The sequence below is a fragment of the Flavobacterium tructae genome (assembly GCF_002217475.1).
In the GTDB taxonomy this organism is placed as follows: Bacteria; Bacteroidota; Bacteroidia; order Flavobacteriales; family Flavobacteriaceae; genus Flavobacterium; species Flavobacterium tructae.
In genome coordinates this window covers 86320-112041 of sequence record NZ_MUHH01000033.1, presented here as the reverse complement: position 1 = coordinate 112041, position 25722 = coordinate 86320, and the positions used below count along the sequence as shown (strand labels likewise).

General features: G+C 36.7%; 16 protein-coding genes. 7 read left to right on the top strand and 9 right to left on the bottom strand.

From position 1 onward, the window contains the following. Positions 1-104: 104 nt before the first annotated feature. On the top strand, positions 105-2237 hold the full coding sequence (locus B0A80_RS15300; RefSeq protein WP_089077808.1) for a TonB-dependent receptor: 2133 nt from the start codon (positions 105-107) through the stop codon (positions 2235-2237). A gap of 100 nt (positions 2238-2337) precedes the next feature. Here B0A80_RS15300 and B0A80_RS15295 read toward each other — a convergent pair whose 3' ends face one another. Then, positions 2338-3792 (bottom strand): glutamate synthase subunit beta, encoded by a 1455-nt coding sequence (locus B0A80_RS15295; protein WP_089077807.1) that lies wholly within the window; start codon positions 3790-3792, stop codon positions 2338-2340. Between the two features lie 125 nt (positions 3793-3917). Further along, positions 3918-8435: a glutamate synthase large subunit gene (gene gltB / locus B0A80_RS15290; RefSeq protein WP_026109875.1), complete on the bottom strand. Its 4518-nt coding sequence runs from the start codon at positions 8433-8435 to the stop codon at positions 3918-3920. A 415-nt stretch (positions 8436-8850) separates the two neighbouring features. On the opposite strand from gltB, the gene sucC reads away from it, so the two are divergent. Then, positions 8851-10044: an ADP-forming succinate--CoA ligase subunit beta gene (gene sucC, locus B0A80_RS15285; RefSeq protein ID WP_017495457.1), complete on the top strand. Its 1194-nt coding sequence runs from the start codon at positions 8851-8853 to the stop codon at positions 10042-10044. Between the two features lie 263 nt (positions 10045-10307). Here sucC and B0A80_RS15280 read toward each other — a convergent pair whose 3' ends face one another. Next, positions 10308-11111 (bottom strand): DUF5694 domain-containing protein, encoded by an 804-nt coding sequence (locus B0A80_RS15280; protein WP_089077806.1) that lies wholly within the window; start codon positions 11109-11111, stop codon positions 10308-10310. Positions 11112-11332: 221 nt separating this feature from the next. Between B0A80_RS15280 and B0A80_RS15275 the strand changes: the two genes are divergently transcribed. Together B0A80_RS15275 and B0A80_RS15270 are read left to right on the top strand one after the other, a co-directional pair. Further along, positions 11333-12373 (top strand): sensor histidine kinase, encoded by a 1041-nt coding sequence (locus tag B0A80_RS15275; protein ID WP_089077805.1) that lies wholly within the window; start codon positions 11333-11335, stop codon positions 12371-12373. Between the two features lies 1 nt (position 12374). Then, entirely contained in the window at positions 12375-13082 is a 708-nt protein-coding gene (locus B0A80_RS15270) for a LytR/AlgR family response regulator transcription factor (protein ID WP_089077804.1), read from the top strand. Between the two features lie 291 nt (positions 13083-13373). Here B0A80_RS15270 and B0A80_RS15265 read toward each other — a convergent pair whose 3' ends face one another. Next, positions 13374-13838 carry a DUF1456 family protein gene (locus B0A80_RS15265; protein ID WP_017495453.1) on the bottom strand — a complete coding sequence of 155 codons (465 nt, stop codon included), beginning with the start codon at positions 13836-13838 and terminating at the stop codon, positions 13374-13376. Between the two features lie 470 nt (positions 13839-14308). Between B0A80_RS15265 and B0A80_RS15260 the strand changes: the two genes are divergently transcribed. Next, complete coding sequence (locus B0A80_RS15260; protein WP_089077803.1) at positions 14309-17440, top strand: SusC/RagA family TonB-linked outer membrane protein; 3132 nt, start codon at positions 14309-14311, stop codon at positions 17438-17440. Positions 17441-17450: 10 nt separating this feature from the next. Then, positions 17451-18983 (top strand): SusD/RagB family nutrient-binding outer membrane lipoprotein, encoded by a 1533-nt coding sequence (locus B0A80_RS15255; protein ID WP_089077802.1) that lies wholly within the window; start codon positions 17451-17453, stop codon positions 18981-18983. A gap of 40 nt (positions 18984-19023) precedes the next feature. Here B0A80_RS15255 and B0A80_RS15250 read toward each other — a convergent pair whose 3' ends face one another. The 3 genes from B0A80_RS15250 to B0A80_RS15240 are packed head-to-tail and all read right to left on the bottom strand — an operon-like array spanning position 19024 to position 21890. Further along, positions 19024-20055: an aminotransferase class I/II-fold pyridoxal phosphate-dependent enzyme gene (locus B0A80_RS15250; RefSeq protein WP_089077801.1), complete on the bottom strand. Its 1032-nt coding sequence runs from the start codon at positions 20053-20055 to the stop codon at positions 19024-19026. 5 nt (positions 20056-20060) lie between these two features. After that, positions 20061-21071, bottom strand: coding sequence for a dipeptide epimerase (locus tag B0A80_RS15245; protein ID WP_089077800.1), 1011 nt, complete (start codon positions 21069-21071; stop codon positions 20061-20063). Positions 21072-21086: 15 nt separating this feature from the next. Beyond that, a complete protein-coding gene (locus B0A80_RS15240) occupies positions 21087-21890 on the bottom strand; it encodes an alpha/beta hydrolase (RefSeq protein ID WP_089077799.1) in 804 nt (267 codons plus the stop codon). Positions 21891-21946: 56 nt separating this feature from the next. On the opposite strand from B0A80_RS15240, the gene B0A80_RS15235 reads away from it, so the two are divergent. Next, entirely contained in the window at positions 21947-22348 is a 402-nt protein-coding gene (locus tag B0A80_RS15235; protein ID WP_017495447.1) for a hypothetical protein, read from the top strand. Between the two features lie 24 nt (positions 22349-22372). On the opposite strand, the gene B0A80_RS15230 is transcribed toward B0A80_RS15235, so the two are convergent. Then, positions 22373-23602, bottom strand: a complete 1230-nt coding sequence (locus B0A80_RS15230; protein ID WP_089077798.1) for a hypothetical protein — start codon at positions 23600-23602, stop codon at positions 22373-22375. Between the two features lie 123 nt (positions 23603-23725). Then, positions 23726-25720 carry an excinuclease ABC subunit UvrB gene (gene uvrB, locus B0A80_RS15225; RefSeq protein ID WP_089077797.1) on the bottom strand — a complete coding sequence of 665 codons (1995 nt, stop codon included), beginning with the start codon at positions 25718-25720 and terminating at the stop codon, positions 23726-23728. Between the last annotated feature and the right edge of the window lie 2 nt (positions 25721-25722).

The following is a 25722-nucleotide window of genomic DNA, read 5'->3' as shown; positions in this document are numbered from 1 at the left end:
AAAATAAACATTTAAAGTTTTTTTAACTTTTAATGGTTTCTAATTCTTATTTAGAGTGAATTAAAATTATATTTGCCCCAAAATTACATTATTAGAGATTATTTATGAAAAAGATTATTACATTTTGCTTGATTATCCTTACAACATCGGTGGGGTTTGCTCAGGAAAAATCAAAAGACAGTTTGCAGACTAATAATTTAGATGACATTATTGTAACTGCAAGTCGAAAAAAAGAGAGTATAAAAGAAGTTGTTTCTTCTATTACGATTGTTGGAGCTAAAAAAATCCAAAGTCAGACCTTGGTAAATTCGAATATCGGTAATATTTTGCAATATACAGTTCCGGGTTTAGCGACCGCGAGTAACCAAACTTCAAATTTCGGTCAGACTTTAAGAGGAAGGCCGTTTTTGGTTATGATTGATGGAATACCGCAGTCTACACCTTTGCGAAATGGAGGTAGAGACCTTCAGGTAATTGATCCTTCGTCTATCGAAAGAGTGGAAGTTATTAAAGGTGCAACTTCAATTTATGGGAATGGTGCCGATGGAGGGATCATCAATTATATTACAAAGAAAAGCCATTCTGAAGAAAAAATTAGCGGTTCGGTACAGTTAGGTTTGATCACACAACCCAAAACTTTTGCAGAATCATTTGGTTACAGAGCTTCACTTTCTTTGGCAGGAAAACTAAAAAAGTTCGATTACGCTGTTGGTTTTACACAGGAAAGATCAGGTGTTGCTAAAGATGCTAACGGAGTGAACCTTTCGCCGTTTTACAGTTTATCGAACTTAAACACCTACAATGGATTGTTTAAAATAGGATACGCACTAACTGATACCCAAAGGTTAGAGTTCTCGTACATGGGTTATGCTTCAAAGTCATTCTTAGATCAGGATGTTAAGATTGGTAAATGGGGAGAAATCCCAACGATTGGAGTGGACGCCGGTGGACGTTTGGGAACGCCTGAAGGAACTCCGAGAAACCATAATTTTAGAGTAGCGTATTCGAATTCGGAGATTTGGAACAATACTTCTTTGGATGTTAATGTTTATGCACAGGATTTCAGAACGGTTTATTCGTATGACAGAGATCAGTTTTTAAACGGAGGTCAATCGAATGTGGCTTCGCAAAAGAAAGGGCTTCGCGTTAATTTTGATTCCCGTCTTTTTGCAAATGACACCTACAAAGCAGAGGTAATTTATGGTTTGGATTTACTTCAGGACAAAACGGTTCAAAAATTAGAAGACGGTCGTTTTTGGACTCCTCAAATGAAAATGCTGAATACTGCACCTTTTGCATTGATTAAATTTGATGCCTGGGGTAAATTTACCTTAAAAGCAGGTGCGCGATATGAAAATATTAAGGTGAAAGCAGATGATTTCAACACATTGCCGGTATTGAATGCTAAAAACAATACGTACACCAAAAGTATTTTTGTTCAGGGAGGTGAGTTAGATTACAATGCTCTCGTTGGAAACATCGGATTGCGATATAATATTATGCCGGAGGTAAATGTTTTTACAAGTTATTCTCAATCTTTTTCGATCAATGAGGTAGGGCGTATTTTAAGAACGTCTACTGAAAGTGTGATCTCAAAATTACCAACGGATCCTATTATTGTAAACAATTACGAAATGGGTGTAGCCGGAACGATTAAAAAATGGTTCAACTATGAGGTAACCAGTTTCTGGAGCACATCACAATTAGGGGCTACATCAATTCAGTCAGCCGATGGTTCTTTTGCGATGCAGCGTGCTCCCGAAAACATCTGGGGATATGAGGCTGTTGTAGGTTTTAATCCAATAGAGTTTTTAAGTTTTGGAGGTGCTTTTGCCTGGATAGAAGGGAAGGTCGATAATGACAATAACGGATCGTACGAAAAATACATTAACGGATCCCGAATAATGGCTCCAAAGCTTACTACTTATGTTCAGATTCGTCCGTTGAAAAATTTAGATATTGAATTAAGTTCTTTACATAACTTCAAAAGAGACCGATTTGATCCAAATCCAACCACAAACTTGTATAGTTTTAACGAAGGTCCGGTAAAAAAATATACGGTCTTTAATTTAAGCAGTTCTTATCTCATCAATAAATCATTCCGATTGGCGCTGGGAGTGGAGAACTTATTTAATAAAGATTACGCTCCCAATATTGCCTGGTGGCAAGCGAGAGATAAAGATTTTGTGAATGCTCCGGGAAGACGTGCCACTTTACAAATTCAGTATAATTTTTAAATTTAGTAATTTGAAGTGTAATTTTAATATTTCATAACAAAGCCCCTTTTTGAAATCAAAAAGGGGCTTTTATTTTTACAAAGGTTAAGGAGTCTGTGACTTACAAACTAGGCAAATCTCCGTTTCCTTTGGTTGGTAAATTGGTCGAACCCATCAAGAACAAATCGACTTCTCTTGCCGCTTCACGGCCTTCTGAAATGGCCCATACAATTAAGGACTGTCCTCTTCGCATATCACCGGCAGTGAAAATGTGTGGAACATTCGTCTGATAATTTTTGGCTTTATAGTTGTTTCTTATATCGATTTCCAGACCTAATTGCTCGCTTAAAGTTTTCTCAGGACCTGTAAATCCTAAAGCCAATAAAGCTAAATCGCATGGCCATATTTTCTCTGAACCTTCTTTTTCGATTAATTCAGGACGCTGACCCGGAGTCATTTTCCATTGTACTTCAATGGTTTTTAATCCTACCAGTTCTCCTTTGTCATTGGATAAGAATTCTTTGGTATTGATCAACCAGTTCCTGTCGCAGCCTTCTTCGTGGGAAGATGAGGTTTTTAACTGTAGCGGCCAAAAAGGCCAAGGAGTTGTTTCGCTTCTTCCAACTGGAGGTTTTGGTAAAATCTCAAAGTTGGTTACCGATTTTGCACCATGCCTGTTAGAAGTTCCGATACAATCTGAACCAGTGTCTCCACCGCCAATTACGATTACATCTTTACCGGTAGCCATAACCTGATCTTGAATTGATTCTCCAAACAAAACTTTGGTCTGCTGTGTTAAGAAATCCATAGCCTGAACAACGCCTTTGCTTTCGATACCTTTAGTTGGTAAACTTCTTCTTTCGGTTGCGCCACCGCACAATACGATAGAATCAAAAGAATTTAATTCGGCTACGCTATAGTTTACGCCAACATTTACATTGGTTTTAAAAGTGATTCCTTCCGCTTCAAGGATTGCTACACGTCTGTCGATGATTACTTTTTCTAATTTGAAATTTGGAATTCCGTAACGTAATAAACCTCCTATGGCGTTGTCTCTTTCAAAAACGGTAACGGTGTGACCAGCTCTGTTTAATTGCTGTGCCGCTGCAAGACCTGCAGGTCCTGAACCAATAACCGCAACTGTTTTTCCGGTTCTGGTTTTTGGGGCCTGTGGTTTGATCCAGCCTTCGGCAAAACCTCTTTCGATGATGTTTTTTTCGATGTTTTCGATGGCAACGGGCTCTTTGATGATTCCTAATACACATGATTTCTCACATGGAGCAGGGCATAAGCGGCCTGTGAATTCCGGAAAGTTATTGGTAGACTGTAAAATCTCTAAAGCACTTTGCCATTCTTCCTGATGTACCATATCGTTGAAATCAGGAATTAAATTCCCCAACGGACAGGAACTGTGGCAAAAAGGAATACCACAATCCATACATCTCGAACCTTGTTCTTTTATTTTATCTTTTGCTAACGGAATTGTAAATTCGTTGTAGTTCGTAACACGTTCTGCAACTGCTATATTACTTTCGTCGGCTCTGTTATATTCTTTAAATCCGCCTATTTTACCCATGACATTTTTATTAAAATTACAATTTCCTAAAAAACCAAATTTCAATTCTTCGACTTCGCTTCCTTCGACTTCGCTCAGGAAGACATTGTCATTGAAATTGATTTTTGATTTTTGAAATTGATGTTTTATCCCGCTATTAATTCTTCTATTTTTTTCTCTTCTGCAATTCGTTGTAATGCTTTTTTGTAATCTGTTGGCATTACTTTTACGAAATTTTGCTGTTCATTTTCCCAGTCTGCTAAAATTCTTTTGGCTAATGGACTGTTGGTGTACAGAGAGTGGTTTTTGATCAGTTTTCTTAGTTTTCTCACGTCCTCGTCTTCGATAGGATCAAAAGCAACCATTTCCATGTTGCATACCCTTGCATCGAATTGTTGATTCGGATCGTACACATAAGCAACACCGCCGCTCATACCTGCGGCGAAGTTTCGTCCTGTTTTTCCTAAAACAACTACTGTACCTCCCGTCATGTATTCGCATCCGTGATCTCCAATTCCTTCAACAACTGCTGTTGCTCCGGAATTTCTAACACAGAAACGCTCTCCGGCAATTCCATTAATATAAGCCTCTCCGGTAATAGCTCCGTAAAGGGCAACGTTCCCGATAATGATATTTTCTTCGGGTTTGAAAGTGGCAGTAGGAGGTACTTTTACAATTAATTTTCCTCCTGAAAGTCCTTTTCCTAAGTAATCATTACAGTTTCCGTGAATTTTAAACGACAATCCGTTGGTGGCAAAAGCACCAAAACTTTGTCCTGCAGAACCTTCAAAATCAACTAAAATAGTATCATCAGGTAATCCTTGTGCGCCATAAATTTTTGAGATTTCATTACTCAAAATAGCACCTACAGAACGGTCTGTATTTTTAATTTTAAAGGTAACTCTGGTTTTTTCTTTTCTGTAAATAGAAGGAATTGCTTCTTTAATGATATCAAAATCCAATACATTTTCAAGCTGGTGATCTTGTTGTGTTGTGTTGTGATTTGGAACGGTTTTGGCTTTTTCCGGTTTGTACAGAATCGATGATAAGTCTAAGCCATTGGCTTTGTAATGTTGGATCGCTTTGTTCACATTTAATTTTTGCGACTGACCCACCATTTCTTTTAAAGTTCTGAAACCTAATTGCGCCATGATTTCTCGCAGTTCTTCAGCAATAAAATACATGAAGTTGATGACGTGCTCCGGAGTCCCTTTGAAATTTTTTCTCAATTCAGGATCCTGAGTGGCAATACCAACCGGACAGGTATTCAAGTGACAAGCTCTCATCATGATACATCCTGAGGCTACCAGCGGAGCCGTTGCAAAACCAAATTCTTCTGCTCCTAATAAAGCGGCTATCGCTACGTCACGACCTGTTTTTAACTGTCCGTCACATTCTAGAACCACACGGCTTCTTAAATCGTTCAAGATCAAAGTTTGTTGCGCTTCGGCTAATCCAAGTTCCCATGGAATACCAGTGTGCTGTAAAGACGTTAAGGGTGCAGCACCGGTTCCTCCGTCATAACCTGAAATTAAGATGACGTCAGCTTTTGCTTTGGCGACACCGGCTGCGATGGTTCCAACGCCAACTTCAGAAACTAATTTTACATTGACACGAGCTTCACGATTGGCATTTTTCAAGTCGTAAATCAACTGAGACAAATCTTCAATAGAGTAAATGTCGTGGTGTGGCGGAGGCGAAATCAAACCTACATAAGGGGTAGAGTTTCTGGTTTCGGCAATCCAGGGCACTACTTTTTCTCCAGGAAGCTGTCCGCCTTCACCCGGTTTTGCTCCCTGAGCCATTTTAATCTGGATTTCTTTGGCGTTGGTCAAATAGTTGATCGAAACACCAAAACGTCCCGATGCGACTTGTTTGATCGCGCTGTTTCTCGAATCACCGTTAATTTCTTTCTGGAAACGTTTTGGATCTTCTCCACCTTCTCCGGAATTACTTTTTCCGCCAATTCTGTTCATGGCAATCGCTAAATTCTCGTGCGCTTCTCTACTGATCGATCCGTAAGACATCGCTCCGGTTTTGAATTTCTTCACAATTTCAGTCCATGATTCTACTTCATCAATAGAAATTGGATCTAAATTATTGAATTCAAATAAACCTCTGATAGTCATTAGGTTTGAGCTTTGCTCATTGACCATGTTGGAGTATTCTTTATAGCTTTCAGGGCTGTTTAAACGAACGGCCTGTTGTAATTTAGAAATAGTGGTCGGGTTGAACATGTGTTTCTCTCCACCGCGTCTCCATCTGTAAATACCTCCAATTTCAAGGGAAAGTAAGTTGGCAATTTTTGAATTTGGAAATGCTTTTTGGAAACGTTTCTTGACTTCTTTTTCGACTTCCATCAAACCAATTCCTTCAATTCGTGATGGGGTGTAAGGGAAGTATTTTGAAGTAAAAGTTTTGTTTAGACCTAAAATCTCGAAAATCTGTGCAGCTCTGTACGAATGTAAAGTAGAGATACCAATTTTGTTCATGATTTTAACGATTCCTTTTGCAATGGCTTTGTTGTAATTTACAATCGCATAATCTGCTTTTACTCCTTTAATAAAGCCCTGATTCACCTGATCATGAATAATTTCATTTACCATGTAAGGATTGATCGCACTTGCTCCGTATCCGAACAATAAAGCAAAATGATGCGGCTCACGAGGCTCTGCAGATTCGATTATGATTCCGAATTTTGAACGAACCTGTAAAATGTTTAAAGAGTGATGAATGTACGAACAAGCCAGTAACATTGGTATTGGAGCCAGTTCTTCACTTACTCCTCGGTCTGATAAAATAATGACATTGCATCCTTCAGAAACGGCTTTAAAAGTTGCCTCAACGCATTTTTCAAGTGCACGCTCCAGTCCGTTAACTCCTTTTTCTATTTTATATAAGGTAGAAATAGTAGCCGATTTGAAATCAACGTGGTCAATGTTTCTGATTTTATCCAAATCCTCATTGGAAATAACCGGATTTTGGATTTTTAGTTTTTTACACTGCTTAGATTCAATTTCAAAGATATTGAAATCACCGCCAATGGCTAAACTGATATCAGTAATGATCTCCTCACGAATACCGTCTAAAGGCGGGTTAGTCACCTGTGCAAACAATTGCTTGAAGTAGTTGTACAACAATTGTGGCTGGTCTGATAAAACAGCCAAAGGCGTATCGTTACCCATAGAACTGATGGCTTCAGCTCCCTGACCTCCCATTGGGTTAATGATGGTTTTTAAATCTTCAATCGTATAGCCAAATAATTTTTGTCTGGTTAAGAAATCCAGTTTCTCAACCGGAGTTGGGTTATTCGTATAGGGTATTTTAGATAAAGGCAATAAGTTAGCATCGATCCATTCTTTGTAAGGACGTTTGGTAACGATTGATTTCTTTACCTCGTCGTCTTCAATAATACGGCCTTCGTTCATATCTACCAGGAACATTTTCCCGGGCTCTAAACGACCGTGCTGAATCACATCTTCAGGATCGATATCCAAAACACCAATTTCTGATGACATGATTACAAAACCGCTTTTGGTTAAGGTATAACGGGATGGACGTAATCCGTTACGATCTAATAACGCACCAATGACGTTACCGTCTGTAAACGGAATAGAGGCAGGGCCATCCCAAGGTTCCATAATACAAGCATTAAACTCGTAGAAGGCTTTTTTCTCCGGAGACATGGTCTGGTGTTTTTCCCAGGCTTCCGGAACCACCATCATCATGGCTTCCGGTAAGGAACGTCCTGTCATTAATAAAAGCTCTACTACCATATCCATAGAAGCAGAATCTGATTTTCCTTCTAAGATAATTGGAAATAGTTTTTTGATATCATCGCCAAAAATTTTGCTTTGCATCAATTCTTCACGGGCGCGCATACGGCTAACGTTTCCGCGAAGCGTGTTGATTTCACCGTTGTGACACATGTATCTAAACGGCTGTGCTAAGTCCCAGGATGGGAATGTATTGGTAGAGAAACGTTGGTGCACTAATGCCAAACGAGTCACTAAATCTGGATCTTTTAAGTCAACATAATAACGGCTGATGTCTTCCGGCATCAAGAGACCTTTATATATTATGGTAGTTGTCGATAAACTAGAGAAATAAAACATATGGCTTTCGGAGGTTTTAGATCCTCTAATGGCATGTTCGGCAATTTTTCTAGCTGCAAAAAGTTTTGCATTAAATTCATTTTCAGTTAAATCCTGACCGTTTTTGCTAACAAAAACCTGTTTAACTGTTGGTTCTTTTTCTGCGGCGATTTGCCCTAAATTTTCTACTTCAACCGGTACATCTCTCCAACCCAGAATCTTTAAATTTTGATCCTTAATAGTCGATTCGAAAGCGTTCATACAAAAAGAAACCTGGTTTTTGCTTTTTGGTAAAAAAACCATTCCTACTGCATACTCGCGTGTTTCAGGGATTTCAAAATCACATACTTTTTTAAAAAAATCATGTGGTATGTCGAATAAAATTCCAGCTCCGTCTCCAGTTCTTCCATCAGAACTAACTGCACCACGATGTTCCAATTTTATTAAGATATCCAATGCTTTGTGAATAATATCATTTGATTTAATACCATTCAAATTACAAATAAATCCTGCACCACAATTGTCGTGTTCAAATTCAGGCAAATAAAGCCCTTGTTCTTTAACTTTCATTCTTGATATTTTTTTTGCAAAAATAGAGATTTCGTTAAATATAATGTATTGAAATAGCTGTTTTGCTTTTATTTTTGTTGTAATATTAGAAAAAGACTTCTTAATTGATAATAATGTTTTTTTAGCCATTGCGAATTATTAAAATGACAATACAGACTAAAATATAGTATGAAAAATCGCTGTAAGGCTAACAAATACGGTGGTATTTTTGTTAAATATCAAACGTTTTAGTGGTTTCTAGTTAATATTAACAAATTATTTATTTAACCATTTCTTTGCTTTCAAAAAGAATAAACGTTTCGTGCATATCACTCTCGTTTTTTAATTGAAAAAGATTTTACTATTAAGTTGATTTTTGCTACTTTTGTCGCACTTTTATTCTGAAATAAATTCAGAACCAGACAAATTCTATATTATGAACATACACGAATATCAAGGAAAAGAAATTTTAGCAAGTTACGGAGTACGCATTCAACGCGGAATTGTGGCTAACAATGCGGTTGAAGCTGTGGCTGCTGCAAAACAATTAACTGCCGAAACTGGTACAGGATGGCATGTGATAAAAGCACAAATTCACGCAGGTGGACGTGGAAAAGGTGGTGGAGTGAAGTTGGCTAAAAACTTGCAACAAGTTGAAGAAATTGCTGAACAAATCATCGGAATGCAATTGATTACTCCTCAAACTTCTGCTGAGGGTAAAAAAGTAAACAAAGTTTTAGTTGCTGAAGATGTTTACTATCCTGGTGAAAGCGAAACTTCTGAGTTTTATGTTTCTGTTTTATTGAATAGAGGTACAGGACGTAACATGATTATGTATTCTACTGAAGGTGGAATGGATATCGAAGAAGTTGCTGAGCATACACCGCACTTAATCTTTACAGAAGAAATTGATCCAACTGTTGGATTACAAGGTTTTCAGGCAAGAAGAATTGCTTTTAACTTAGGTGTTACTGGAAATGCTTTTAAAGAAATGGTGAAATTCATCGATGCTTTATACAACGCTTACGTTGGTTCTGATGCATCTATGTTCGAAATCAACCCGGTTTTGAAAACTTCAGATAACAAAATTCTTGCTGTTGACGCTAAAGTTAATATCGACGATAACGCTTTATACAGACAACCAAAATATGCTGAGATGAGAGATATCCGTGAGGAGAATCCAATCGAGGTTGAAGCTAAAGAAGTAGGATTGAACTATGTAGATCTTGACGGTACTGTAGGTTGTATGGTAAACGGAGCTGGTCTTGCAATGGCAACTATGGATTTAATTAAATATGCTGGTTTTGAGCCTGCTAACTTCTTAGACGTTGGTGGAACTGCTGATGCTAAACGTGTTGAAACAGCTTTCCGTATCATCTTAAAAGATCCAAACGTAAAAGCTATTTTGATCAATATCTTCGGAGGAATCGTTCGTTGTGACCGTGTTGCTCAAGGTGTTGTTGATGCTTACAAAAACATGGGTGATGCTATCAATGTGCCAATTATCGTTCGTTTGCAAGGAACAAATGCTGAAATTGCAAAAGAATTAATTGACAACTCAGGTATGCCAATTTTATCAGCTGTTCAATTTCAGGAAGCTGCTGACCAAGTTAAAGCTGCTCTTTCTTAATTAAATAAGAAATCAATTGATATAGAAAATCCATTCCGAAAGGAGTGGATTTTTTTTGTTTTATAACCGTAAAGCACGCAAAGAATTACGCAAAGTTCGCAAAGTTTTTTAGCCACGAATTCACGAATTATTTTTTATAATCTTTGAGAATAAAAATTCGTGAATTCGTGGCTTTTTTGAACAAATAGCTTTGCGAACTTTGCGTTTCTATTGACAATCCTAAGTTAAATTCTTAGCGCCCTTTGAGGTTAAATGATCCCTGACTATTTCAAAACCGTTGCCAGTTCTATAATTTCAAAATCAGGATTGTGTTCAACAAATTCCCTGATCATAGCCGTATGTCCGGCGCCTAATAAAACCATTATTTTGTCGTCTTTACTTTCGGTTAGTTTTTGAATTAAAGCATACATATAAAGGTTTCTTCTGTACCATTCCGAAACTAAGTAAGCACCAACAAAATCATCTGTTTTACCTCCTTTAGTAGCCGTTTCAACATACCAGCCAATATTGTCTTCATTCGATTTTTTGGTATTGATGTCTAACAGCAGTTCAGTCAGTGAATATTTAGCAATTTTTTCATTTTGACTCTTCTCATAATATTTCATAGTTTCTTCATTCTTTTTGATTAAATCAAACTGGCCGGCGGCTGTCATTCCTTTTACGAGACTATCGTATGGAAAGTCGGTGTTGTTGTAATCAATGCCATATAACTTTTTATGACCTAATTTTTTAGCTGATCTTAATGCGACTTGTACAATTTCATCTGATTGTTTATGAAGTAAACTGTCTGTATTTCTATTGTAGAATTTGTCCAGTTTGTCTTGTCTTTGATAATTCCATTCTACAAAAATTTTGCTCGGACCAAACTTTTTAATTTTATTCGTAATGTTTTCCAGTTCTTTCTGGCTTTTGTCTGACATTACATTAAAGGTATTTACTTTAGCAACGTCAAGCCCCGGGTTTTCAAAATGGAAGGTTCCAAGTAAAAGTATTTGTTTTTTCTTTGACTGTCCGGAAACGGTATTAAATGCGATAACAGCAAGTAATAGTAAGGTGATTTTTTTCATGATGATTGGTTTTTAAATTCAGGACAAATGTAGAATAGCTTTTCAGGTGAAATTTTAGTTTTTGATAAACGTCAAATTTCAAATTACAAACCTTGAAAATCAGCGGTTGAAAAATTTGGTGTATCGATTTTGATAGTTTGTCATCCAAAATGGAGGTTTCGTATAAATATAGTATTCATCTGAAGTCATAGTCGTATTTTTGAAAGGACAATACGGTTATTATGAAGCTAAAAATTCCATTTTCCTATCACATCTTTCTTTTTTTAGGATTGTTTATCACCTTAAACCTTTGGGATATTGGTGTTAACAATCGGGACATGGAGCTAGTCTTCAACAGGATTTCTTATATGTTTAACATTAGTTTTGTGTTGGTAATCTTCATCGTCTACCTCTTAAACTTTTATACTTTTTGCAAATGGTTTTTAAACAGAAGGAAGATTCTTTTTTATGTGATGAGTATTCCTGTCTCTCTGTTAATTTTTGCAGCAATACGGTATTTCGTTCAGGAAGTGATCGTATATGAGCTCACAGGAATTCATAATTATGCAAAAGAAACAAGAGAGATAGGCTATTATATCAAGGATAATTTTTTCTTTGGCCTGCCTGCCGTTATTTTGAGCAGTTTGGCGTATTTGTTCTTTCATTTTCAGGAAACGCAAAAACAAAATCAGGAATTAGTATTAGAAAATAAAAAGGCAGAGCTCCAAATGTTGAAATCGCAGGTGAGTCCGCATTTTTTGTTTAACACCTTAAATTCCTTTTACAGTCAGTTGGTTTTGAAAGAGGATGAAATGGCTTCGGATATTTTGGTACTTTCGGATTTACTGCGTTATGTCATTACAGAAACGGAGAAAGATGAGGTATTGATTTCTAAAGAAATTCAGTTTGTAGAAAACTACATTCATTTGCAGAAAAAAAGATTTGAAGATCAGCTTTACCTGGATTTTGTAATTGATGGTGATTATGCAACAGAAAAGATTCTTCCGTCGGTGCTGGTGCATTTTATTGAAAATGTATTCAAGCACGGAAAACTGAATAAAGAAGAGGAGAAAGCGGTTATTGCTATCGTAATAAAAGAAAATTTTTTAGAGCTGTCAACCTTTAACTATAATGGTGCAGGCGAAAATTATTCTTCAACCGGAATTGGTTTTGATAATCTTAGCAAACGTTTAGAGCATGCTTATAAAGGTGAGTTTACACTCGAGAAAATAGCAGAAAAGAATACCTTTAAAACCTATTTAAAAATACCATTAAAAAAGTAATATGAAATTGAAGTGTATCATTGTTGATGATGAACCGCCGGCAACGCGTATTCTGGAAAATTATATCGGGAAAGTATCTTTTTTAGAAAAAACAGCTGTTTTCAATGATGCGTTGAAAGCATTAGAATTTCTAAATACACATAGTGTTGATGTTATTTTTCTGGATATTCAGATGCCGCAATTAACAGGTTTACAGCTTTCCAGAATCATTTCGAAAGAGATAAAAGTGATTTTTACAACGGCTTATCCCGATTTTGCTTTGGAGGGATTTGAATTGAATGCTGTAGATTATTTACTAAAACCAATCGCTTTTGAACGGTTTTATCAGGCGGTTTCCAAACTAAATGGGGATTCAAAAACAGAAGTTGTATCGAATAACAATTCGGCTGAATTTATTTTTATTAAAACTGATGGAAAAAATAAATTTGTAAAATTGTTTTTAGAGGAGATTTTATATGTAGAAAGTCTTCAGAATTATGTTTGTATTCATACTTGCAACCAACAAATTATTACACATTCGTCCTTAAAGAATGTTGTTGAATCATTGCCCGAAAAAGGGTTTGTTCAAATTCATAAATCGTATGTCGTAGCTTTAAAACATATTGAGTCAACAGATAATTTTTCTGTTTTTACGAAGGGGAAAGAACTCCCGATTGGGGCTACTTTTAAAGATGCTTTTTTTGATAAAATAGAGGAGAATAAAATTTAACCGCAAAGGGCGCAAAGTTTTTTCTTAGATTGCGTTTAGTAACCGCAAGGAGCGCAAAGTTTTTTTCTTAGATTGTGCTTAGTAACCGCAAAGGGCGCAAAGTTTTTTTTAGATTGGGCTTAGTAACCGCTAAGTTCGCAAAGTTTTTTTCTTAGATTGTGCTTAATAAACGCAAAGTTCGCAAAGCTATATATAGATAAAGCTTTGCGAACTTTGCGGTTGTATAGATTCTTAGAATTAAAAAATCCTTGCGCTCTTTGCGGTAAAAAGCACTCCTTGCGGTAAAAAAAACTACTTTTTATTCTTACCGTTTTTATATACTACTTTTTCTACCACTACTGGTTTTCCATTGCCTTTTGGAAACTCTTTCTTCTTAGGTCTTTTATCAGCTGAACTTGATTTTGATGGACTTTGATCGCCTCTTGCTCTTTCAGAATCTTTAGGAGCAGCTTTAAATTCAGGTCTGTCCTTTGTGCTGTCTTTCTTTGGAATCTGAGCTTTGTGTTTGGCTAAAACATCATTTGGGTTTTTAGGATTTTCTTTCGTTCCTCTTAAATGAATTACCAGTCCGTTTAAGAAATTACGTAAAACCTGATCACCACATTCCATAAAATTTGGGTGATCTTCAGCTCTAAAAAAAGCGCCCAATTCTGATTTTGAAATTCTGAAATCTACTAATTCTAAAATTTCTACTATTTGGTCGTCACGGAGCATCAAAGCCACGCGAAGTTTTTTTAGGATATCGTTGTTTGTCATTTTTTGATTTTTAGTTTCAAGTTTGTTTTAAGTTTCAAGTTCCTACAATCTTCGTAGGAATCACAAACTATGCACTTAATTTTTTACAAAGGTACATTTTAAAAGTAATTATTATGACACAGGGCGTTTTAATTTTTTTTTACACCGAACTGTAATAATTAAAATTGGAGCGCAGTATAACTAGTGAAAATTAGTGTATTCGTGGCAGGTTCTTTCGCTTTTATTTAAAATCACAATCGTTTAAGAGATCTATTAATTGATCTAAATCGAATTTTTTTGATATCTGAAATTGGAAATAAGAATTTTGTTTGCTTCCGGCATTTCGATTAGACTCTCATCTTCTAAATAAAGCAAAATATATTTATAAGAAATATCTTTGAATTTTAATATGAAAACGAATTTTAGTAAAATAAAGTGTGTAAATTACAGGTCTAACAAACCAAATTATTAACCACTTTTAACTAAAATTTATGAAACAAAAGAATTTTACCTTTTCCTTCGTTTTGTTCTTACTTACTTCTGGTATTCTGTTTGCACAAAAAATAACGGTAAAAGGAAGCGTAACAGATGAGAGGGGAGTTTCAATGCCAGGTGTAAATATCCTGGAAAAAGGAACATCCAATACTACTACTTCTGGTTTAGACGGGGATTTTTCCATTAGCGTAAATAAAGGATCAGTCTTACTATTTTCGTTCGTTGGGTACAAAATGAATGAAACTACTGTAACGGGAAGTATTTTGAATGTAAAAATGAATCCGGATTCTAAAGAGTTGGATGCAGTGACGGTAACTGCTTTTGGTATAAAAAATAAAACAAAATCTTTGGGTTATGCCAGCCAGACTTTGAAGGCCTCAGATATCGAAAGACCGGGCCAATTAAATGCTCTTGAAAGTTTGCAGGGAGGAGTAGCGGGAGTAACCATAAGTAAAACTTCCGGAGGAGTTGGTGCAGGTGTAGATATTGTTATTCGTGGTGTTTCTTCTTTAGATCCGTCTAACAATAATCAGCCTTTGATTATTATTGATGGGAACCCAGTAAACAATTCTACGGCTATAGGAAATGTAGCTCCCTCCAAAGGTTCTAATTCTGTGAGTAGCGGAGAACAGTTTTCATTTTCTAACAGAGCAATAGATATCAATCCGGAAGATATAGAAAGCTACACCGTTCTTAAAGGAGCCGGCGCTACAGCATTGTATGGTATTTTGGCCGGTAATGGCGTGATTATTATCACTACCAAAAGAGGGAAAGAAGGAAAACCAAAAATTAATATCAATTCCAGTATTTCTTTTAGTGAGGTAAATCATTATCCGGAGCTGCAATCCAAATACAGAGAAGGTTTAAACGGAGCTTCTTATGTAAAAAGTACAGTGTCGGATAGCGCTAGTGGTTTTGAATGGGTAAATCCTGCAAGCCCGGGAGGATTCTGGAGTTTTGGACCGGAATATTCCAGTTCAGATGGTGCAGGAATTAAATACAGAAATTTTTATAAAGATTTCTTTAAAACAGGTGTGACTCAAAACTTAGGCGTGAGTGTGAGCGGAGGAACAGAGAAAATCAATTATTTTGTATCTGCTTCTACCAGTAAAGATGATGGTATTGTACCGAATACTTCTTACCAAAGAAAAACTTTCAAAGCAAATGGAGGGTATCAGATTTCTGAAAAATTTAGAATAGGGTCTTCTTTTGCTTATACAAAATCCGGAGGTATAAGATCTAATAATGGAGACAAATCGGTGATGAGTTCTCTGGCATATTGGTCACCCTCTATTGATGTAAATGATTATCTTACCGCTGCCGGTAAAGAAAAAGATTATACAAATGGTATTATCGATCAGCCAAGATATTTTACCTCTGTAAGTAATCTAAAAGATGATGTAAATCGTATTATTGCTTCGACCGATTTTAATTACCAGGCAACTTCATGGTTAAACTTTGTGTATAGAGCTAGTGTAGATAATTATTCTGAAACGAGAAACCGATATGTTCCTGCTAATCTTGATGTGGGAACAGCTGTAAATGGTTTTATTCTGGATGAAAATATTGGCTTTACGGGACTTAATTCCAGTTTTGTGATCACGGCCAATAAAAAATTCGGAAATTTTAATACCACCCTTACTTTAGGAAATCAAATTTTGGATACCAAAAACACCTATTCTAATGTAAGAGGAGAAGGAATTTTTATTACAGATTTTAATAATATTTCTAATGCGACCAATTTGTTTGCGTATAATTCGGGTGAAGAGCGTGTAAGAAACGTGGGTAATTTTTTTGAAGCAAAAGCCGATTATAAAGAAATTATTTATCTGGGGGTTACGGGGCGATACGATCAGGTATCTACTTTGCCGGTAAAGAATAATAAATTTGATTATTACTCTGCGAATTTGTCTTTTCTTTTTGGAGATTTGATAGACCAAAACAAGTCTGTTTTGTCTTATGGAAAATTAAGAACCTCCTGGGCACAAAGCGGAAAAACGCCTCCGTTTGCGATCTTTAGAAAAAATATAAAAGATGTAAATTTTCCATTCAACGGAGTTGGAGGAGTATCTGCTACATCTGTTGATGCCAATCCAAATTTGAAAGCCGAAATTATATCTACTTGGGAAATAGGTACAGATTTACGTTTTTTTAGAGATAGAATACGATTGGAATACACTTATTTTAACAGAGTTAGTGATGATCAGATTATTCAAAGAATTGTGCCGAAATCCTCTTCAATTACGGCATTTTGGGACAATGGGGGATCTTTAAAAACAACAGGAAACGAATTGACTTTAGGTGCAGATTGGTTTAAAAATCCAAAGTTCAGCTGGACATCTACGCTAAATTTTACACAATACAAAACTAAAGTTACAGAATTGCCTTTTGAAAATATTATTTTCGGATATGACTCTCAGGCTACCAATATAACTTCACAAGTACGTTTGGGTGATGCAGCGGGAACACTTTATGGCCAGTCCTGGCAACGAGTAGACGGTAAAGTAGTGATTGGTGCAAACGGATTGCCTGTTTTTAATAAAACAAGTACGGGTGCCATAGCAATAGGTAAGATTGGCGAGGCTTTTCCGGACTGGGTAGCTACTCTAAACAATACCTTCAAAATTAAAAATTTTGATATCGGTTTTTTGCTGGAATATAAAAAAGGCGGAGATGCGTATGATACAGCCAGAAGAAACGGAATTAGAAATGGTGTTTTGGGAGTTACTGCTGACAGAAGCGAAACTGCTGTTTTAGACGGTGTAAAATCGGATGGAGCGGGAGGATATGTACCTAACGACATCCCTATAAATAAATCGTTACGCAACAATTATTATAACAATACGATTTACAATACAGCTGCAGATGCTCTTATACAGGATGCCTCCTGGTTTAAGCTCAGAAATGTGTCGGTTACTTATAATATGACCAAAGAAGCATTAAAAACCATTGGTGTTTCTAATTTGTCTTTTACGGTATCGGGTAGTAATTTCCTGATCTGGACGCCATTTGATGGCTTTGATCCGGAAGGTTCCAGCTACAGTGCCGGTACCAATGTTTACGGATTTACGGGTTTGACCACTCCGCTTACACAATCATACTCATTTAGTATTAATCTAGGATTTTAATTTATAAAAGATGAAAAATATACTCAAAATATTCCTGATCATAATCATTGCCCTGACAACTTATAGCTGTAGCGATGATTATTTTGATGTAAATACACCGGGAAATGTAATACCTGATGCGAATAAGAATCTAAAAGATCTATTGGGGCCTGCAATTTACTACACATTTGATGCTCAATACTCGGCCGCGACCAGAGTTTCTTTACTAACGCAATATACTTCCTCTGCACTTAATTCGTCAGTAGGGGTAGACAATCATTACGAAGAATCCTTAGATAGTTACTGGTCTTCGGTGTATGTAAAAGCTTTAGGAAATCTGAAAGAAGTAGCCGATAAAGCCGATGAAACAAAATCATCACATTACAAGGGCATTGTTCAAATTTTACAAGCAGTAAATTTTGGATTACTGACGGATCTGTACGGAGATATACCTTTTTCGCAGGCGTCGTTGGCATCACAGAATTTTAAGCCGGAATATGACCGCCAGGAAGAGGTCTACAAAGGTATAAACAACCTGTTAGATCAGGGAATTGCCAATTTATCGGCTCCTAACACATCCTCTTTTACTCCTGGAAAAGAAGACCTTGTTTATGGCGGAAATGTTGAAAAATGGATAAAAGCCGCCTATAGCTTTAAAGCGAGATATGCACTGCACTTATCAAAAATTAATGCAACAACTGCTGCCAGTACAGTAGTTTCTTATTTAGCAAAAGGAATAACATCTAATGCAGATGATTTTCAATTGATTTACAATAAAGTACAGACCAATCCGTGGTATAATAATCAATTAGGACTTAATACCGGGAATGCATCTTATTTGATAACCAAGCAATTTATTGGTTTTATGAACGGGAGCACGTTTGCTTTTAAAACGGTAACAATGGATCCGAGAATGCCATTACTGATTGATCTTAGGAGTTATCCTGTAACAGATGGGGTTGTGAATCCTAAAGATCCAAATCCTAATGTTCCGGGGAATTATATTGGTGGAGAACCTGGCCAGGGATCAAAAGGAACACCGGCACCTAATGCTAAAATAGGGTTGTATTCTTATTATTCAAAAGTAGATTCGCCAGTTGTTATTTTGTCCTTTTCTGAAGTTAAACTAATGCAGGCTGAAGCACAATTTATTTTAAATGGAGGTAATGCGACAAGTACAGGAACAAATGCAACAGGGTATAGCGCCTATATGGATGCTATTGGGGCAAATATGGATAAATTGGGAGTTTCCGCTCCTGATAAAAATGCTTATTTAGGAGATGCTTCTATTAATAAAGGTGCCGCCAGTTTACAGTTGAAAGATATTATGAGGCAAAAAAATATAGTACTCTATTTGAACTGCGAAACATTTAATGATTACAGAAGATATGATTTTTCTACAAACGTTTTTCCGGGATTAGCCCTGCCAAAAGCCGCTGATCCTGCTAATGGAGGAAAATGGATAAGAAGATTTATTTATTCAACTAACGAAAGAAACGCGAATAAAGCAAATTATGAATTAAACTTTAAATCAATGGTCACACCGGTTTGGTGGGATAAATAAAAACTAAAGCGGCTCTGATTTTTTGATCAGAGCTGTTTTTTTATACGCTTTTGCTTTGATTCAAAATTTCAATTACCTGGTCTAAATCATCTTTAGTGTGATGGGCTGTAATTACAATTCGATTAATATCTCTCGAATTTTTTTGATATCTGAAATTGGCGATAATAATTTTATTTTCTCTAAGAATATCCGTTATGCGTTCCATTTCAATGTAAATCAAAGGATACGTTTTATCAAATTTTATATGCTTGCTTTTGATAAGTTTTGTATCCAGATAATGTAGATTCTCCATTAATTTTTGATGCTGAACATGATAAATATCGGATGCATCGGCCAGCGTCTGAACAAAAGCGGGATTCATTCCGGCAGCCGATATAAAAGTATCCGTATTTTTTATCTGATCGATGAAAGAAGTATCACTGGCAATAACACCGCCATTTAAGCCGAACGCTTTTCCCAGAGACGAAACCATAATTTTGCGTTTAATGGGAAGGTTGATCTGTGAATAAATTCCGCAACCATTTTTTCCTAAAATTCCAAACGAATGTGATTCATCGATAATTAAAGTGACTTCTTTATGACTTGGAATTTCCTTTAAAACAGATAAATCAACAGCTTTGGTTTGATAGGAAGGAACTCCGTCAGTAAGAATAGTGATTTTCTCTGCTTTAGAATCTGTCAGACGTGGATGTATTTGATGGTTCAAAAATATTGGTAAACTGTTAGGTGTTTTAATTGCGGTATGCAGATCTGAAAAATGAAAGAAACAATCGGTGGTTTTAGTCAATTGTTCCGTAACTAATTTTCCGGCCAGCATTCCCGATGACACCGTAACAGCACTTTCGGCCTGTATGTGACGGGCGAGAAAAGCTTCACCATTTTCATAAGCCGTTAGTTTTATATTGGCATTGCGGGAGCTGCCGTAAGTAGTTCCCCATTTTCGTATATTTTGAATGACCAATTCCTGAAAAGGATTATTGGTGGGCAATCCCAAATAAGCAGTTCCACCAAAATACAAGTATTGCTCCTGATTGATTTCAATAGTTCTGTCCGGAAATTGGTCTACGTTCATAAAAATTAGATTAAGGTTACTCCGGTGCCGTTAAGATCGGAATAATGAATTACACCATTTTTTATGGTTACTCCGGTGGCAATATCCTGGGCTAGAAGTAAGGCTCCGTCCATATCCACATAATCCAGCTGAGGGAGCAAATGGGCAATAGCCGAGATTCCCACAGTCGATTCGGTCATGCAGCCCACCATCGTTTTGAGTCCTAATTTTTTGGCTTCTTCGATCATGCGTTTTCCGGGAGTCAGACCTCCGCATTTTACAAGCTTTACATTTACGCCATGAAAATGATTGAAACATTTTAGGACATCTTCTTCAATAATGCAGCTTTCGTCGGCTATTACAGGTAAGACCGAATGTTTAAAAACTTCCTTATGGGCTTCCCAGTCATCGGCTTTCATGGGCTGCTCGAGGAATTCCACCCCTAGTTTTTTGAGCTCAATGGCGTTGTTTATGGTTTCCTCAACATCCCAGCCGCAATTGGCATCGATTCTGAAAATGGCATCGGTATGTTTTCGAAGCTCTTTTACAATAGCAATGTCTTCTTTGGTACCCAGTTTAATTTTGTAAATAGGCCAGGGAAGTTCCTGCATTTTTGAAACCATTTTTTCGATAGAGGCAATACCAATGGTGTAATCTGTAAGCGGATTTTTTTCTGTAGAGTAATTCCATAATTCATATAATTTCTTGCCTTTTTTGCGTGCGTACAAGTCATTATAAGCCATGTCTAAAGCACATAAAGCAAACATGTCCTCTTTTAAATACGGATAGATTTTAGACCAGAAAACTTCAGGAGTTTCAGTGGTTGTACTTTCGATAATACTTCGGATTTTTTCTAAATCCTGAATCATTACGGGAACAGTTGTTTTGTAATACGGATTTGAAGTGGCTTCTCCAAAACCTGAAAAACCATCGCTTTTAAGCTCCACAATCAGTGAAGGCTGAAAATCAATCGATTCTCTGGAAATGGTAAAAGTATGTTTGAGTTTTAAATTGTATTCTCTTAAGATTAATTCCATAAGTCTGTTTTTTATTTAATAGCCCAGCCAGATTATTGCTTTTGCGAAACCATCACGCCAGAGTTTTTCATTATGTTCGCCGCCTTTTACAATTTTAGATTTGGTGAGATGAAGGCAATAGCAACGCTTAGTGTCCAGAAGACGTTCCATTTTTGTCATATCGCTTACCATATCGTCACTTTCTTTGTCTCCGCATAAAAAGTAAATTTTAGTTTTGACTTTCGGAGTTTGTTCTGTCAAAGTATAAATGTTTTTTGAAAACCAGAAGGATGGCGAGAATACACCTGCTTTTCCGAAGATTTCGGGATATTTTAACACGGCATAGTACGAAACCAATCCGCCTAATGAACTTCCCATAATCAGGGTGTTTTTGGCCTTAGTTTTGGTTCTGTAATTTTGGTCGATATAAGGTTTTAGCGTTTTTACAATAAAATCAAGATAATTATCGGCATCACCACCGCCGTATTTTTCATTTTTATACGGAGTTAATTCATTTAAACGTTTGTCATTTCCATGTTCAATGCCTACTACGATTACGGGGGCTTTCAGACTGTCCAGTTTTTCATCTACATTCCATTCGCCTGCGTACGAAGTTTTACCATCAAACAAATTTTGGGCATCGTGCATGTAAATCACGCTGTATCTCTTTTTGGCCGAGGCGGCATATCCGTCAGGAAGATAAATCCATATTTTTTTAGTTGTTTTTAGCTGAGGAGCTTCGATTGTAAAGGCAGATACGTTTTTTGAAGCAGTACTCTCTTGTGCGCTTGCGACGGCGGTTACCCACAAGAAAATAAAAAAGAAAAACCTCCTAATCATGAGTACTGTTGCGTTTTAGAGTTAAAAACAATATTTTAGCTAAAAATAATAAATTGATGAATACCGAAGCCGAAAAGATAAGTTTACTTTTAGAAATGATTGCTTTCTCTACCGTTGACGGACAGTTGCATAAAAGAGAGTATGAGTTTTTGTGGCTGGTAGCGCAGGAATTAAATATTAGTCCCGATGTTTTTCGTGATTTATTTCATCAGGAAAGTGCCGGTTCAGTTATAAAATCGGAGTTTCAGCGCATTCAGCAATTTTATCGACTGGCGCTGATTATGTATTGCGATGGTATCTTGCATGAAAAAGAAGCCAAAGCCATACAGCAAATTGCGATCGAAATGGGTTTGAATCCCATTGCAACCAGACGTGTTCTCGATTTAATGAAAAAAGCACCCAATGCTATAATCGATCCTAAACTTTTATTGAAAGTATTTCAGGAACAGCACAATTAAATTTTTAAGCTTCAGATCAGATAACTACTTTTTTTTTATCGACATTTTGAAACCAATACCGGTTTGAAAATCAGGTGCATTGTCCAGATTTAGATCTTCTCTGAAATACACAAAATAAGAAAAACGTTTGGTAGAGTAGGTGCAGATAAAATTCCATCCCTCTAAATCTTCGTATAAATGTGAAATCGTTTTTTGCCAGTGCGTCTTGATTCTTTGTCCGGTGAGAACAGTATGATCTTTTTCGTTTTTTCTATTATAGGAGGACTGAAAATTATAATTGATACCATACGAAAGGTGGTTATTGTTCTTCAGTTTTACCTTGTAGTCAATAAGCCCTTCAAGACTATAGAAGAAATCCCTACTACTAATATTTACCCGATCTCCATATTCTAAAAAATGCTGACGTAAAACTCCTGCACTGGCACCAAAAGTCAGAATGTTTTTGTTTTTAATGATTTTCTTTTTTAGAATAGAAGAAGAAATCCCAAAATCGGCCACAGGATTGTATGGAGAAGTATTGATACCGAGCTGTGCTCCAAAATTCAAATAGATATGATGTTTTTCATTCATTTCTAATTTGGGATAATAGTTGTAATTGATGTCAATTCCGGGAATGGTAAAATTACCGTTATGCATGGTGAGAACCTTGTCATTTTCATCTTTATAAGATATTCCGGCTTTATTTAAACCATAGTAGCGTCTTGAGAAAGGATCTTCTCCGCCGGCAATGTTACTGTGAAACCATTCGATTGTTTCATCAGAAGTAAAAATTGAGTACGGATATTTTCCTCCATCCAGCGAATTTATTCGTAAACCGAAATTAAGTTCGTGATGAACCGTGATAGGCAATGTAAAAGTAAATCGATACGATCGAATCACACCATCGGCGGTGAACTCTTTAGTATTGTGCGGAACTTTATTGAAGTCAAAAGCATACTCCCGAACATGCCAGGGCATGTTTTCTGCTGCCTTTTGATCGTTGGGATCTGTTAATTCATATGATTTTACATAAGGTAGAGCGACATTACCGCTAGAGAATTCAAATGAAAAAGAGTATTTATCAGGAGAACGAACATTGAAATTATGATTTAATCTGGAAATATAAATTCCTAACGGGTGATTGGAAAGAATATTCGGTTTGATGATATCCGAAGAATTTTCTATTTCTTTATTCCAAAAATCATTATTTCCAGATTGTGCCAGGGCAGAAATATTGAAAACAAAAAGAGCAAGAAGGAATAAAAGATATTTCATTTCAGCGTTTTAAAATTTTGTTAAAACTAATGAATTTGAAATTCCTTATAAAATATTTCTTCCATAATTTTAAGTATAAAATTCTTTTATACTTTGGATGTCAATTGTTTTAGAATTGTGTGTTTAAGGAAGCTGTTCCTGCAGTTTTTTAATGTCGTCACGCAGTTTTGCAGCCTGTAAAAAGTCCAGTTCTTTTGCCGCTTTTTCCATTGATTTTCGTTTTTCACGAATCATTTTTTCCAGTTCCTGTTTCGATAAATAAGCTGTTTCAGGTTCTGCCGCAGCTGACGGTATGGTATGTCCTAATTCGTATTCAACCAGAGGATTTTTAGTAAAGGCACTATCGATTTTTTTATTTAAGGCCTGAGGAGTGATATTGTTTTGAGTATTATAATTGATTTGTTTGGTTCTGCGATAACTGGTCTCATCGATTGTTTTTTGCATACTGGCAGTGATTTTATCAGCATACATGATGGCTTTTCCGTTAAGGTTCCTTGCGGCACGGCCAATAGTTTGGGTCAATGATCTGTGGTTTCTTAAAAAGCCTTCTTTATCGGCATCTAAAATAGCAACAAGCGAAACTTCAGGTAAATCCAGACCTTCACGAAGTAAGTTTACCCCGATCAAAACATCAAAAATTCCTTTGCGTAAGTCCTGCATAATTTCGATACGCTCCAGTGTATCTACGTCGGAATGAATATAACGACAACGAATGTTGACTTTGGTCAAATATTTGGCTAGTTCCTCGGCCATTCTTTTGGTCAGAGTAGTGACCAGAACTCTTTCGTCTAATTCGCAGCGAACCTGAATTTCTTCGATCAAATCATCAATCTGATTCAAACTTGGGCGTATCTCAATAATGGGGTCTAATAATCCTGTCGGACGAATAATCTGCTCTACATAAACCCCGTCTGTTTTCTGAAGTTCATAATCAGCAGGTGTTGCAGACACGTAAATGACCTGATTTTGCATGGCTTCAAACTCCTCAAATTTCAGAGGTCGGTTGTCCATTGCAGCAGGCAGACGGAAACCATATTCTACCAGGTTTTCTTTTCGACTGCGATCGCCTCCGTACATGGCATGAACCTGTGAAACCGTCACGTGACTCTCGTCTACTACCATCAAATAATCCTTTGGAAAATAATCTAACAAACAGAAAGGACGGGTTCCGGCGTCTCTACCGTCAAGATATCTCGAATAATTCTCAATTCCGGAACAATATCCTAATTCGCGAATCATTTCTAAATCAAAATTTGTACGTTCTTCCAAACGTTTTGCTTCCAGATGTTTACCGATTTCTTTAAAATAATCGACTTGTTTGACTAAATCCTGCTGGATTTCCCAAATAGCGCCTTGCAAAACATCAGGCGAAGTCACAAACATATTGGCAGGATAAATAGTTAGTCTGGTAAATTTTTCAATGACTTGTGAGGTCTTGGCATCAAAGGATTCTATTTCTTCTATTTCATCACCAAAAAAGTGAATTCTATAGGCGTCATCGGCATAACTTGGGTATACTTCAACCGTATCTCCTTTGATTCTGAAGTTTCCGGGAGTAAAATCTGCTTCCGTTCGGGAATATAAACTCTGCACCAGACTGTGTAATAATTTCGTTCGGGAAATGACCTGATCTCTTGCTATTTCGATGACATTTTTCTGAAATTCAACTGGATTTCCAATACCATACAAACAGGAAACAGAAGCGACAACCAGTACATCACGACGTCCCGAAAGCAGGGAAGAAGTAGTGCTCAGACGCATTTTTTCAAGTTCCTCATTGATGGATAGATCCTTTTCGATAAATACTCCTGTAACCGGCATAAAAGCTTCCGGTTGGTAATAGTCGTAGTAAGAAACAAAATATTCCACAGCATTATTCGGGAAGAATTGCTTAAATTCCGAGTACAACTGTGCAGCCAGCGTTTTGTTGTGTGCCAAAACCAAAGTAGGTCTCTGAACTTCCTGAATAACATTGGCCACCGTAAAAGTTTTTCCGGAACCGGTAACTCCTAATAAAGTTTGGTATTTTTCACCGTCTATAATGCCTTGTGACAGTTTTTCAATTGCTTGCGGCTGATCACCTTTTGGACTGTATTCAGAGGATACCTGGAAATTCATTT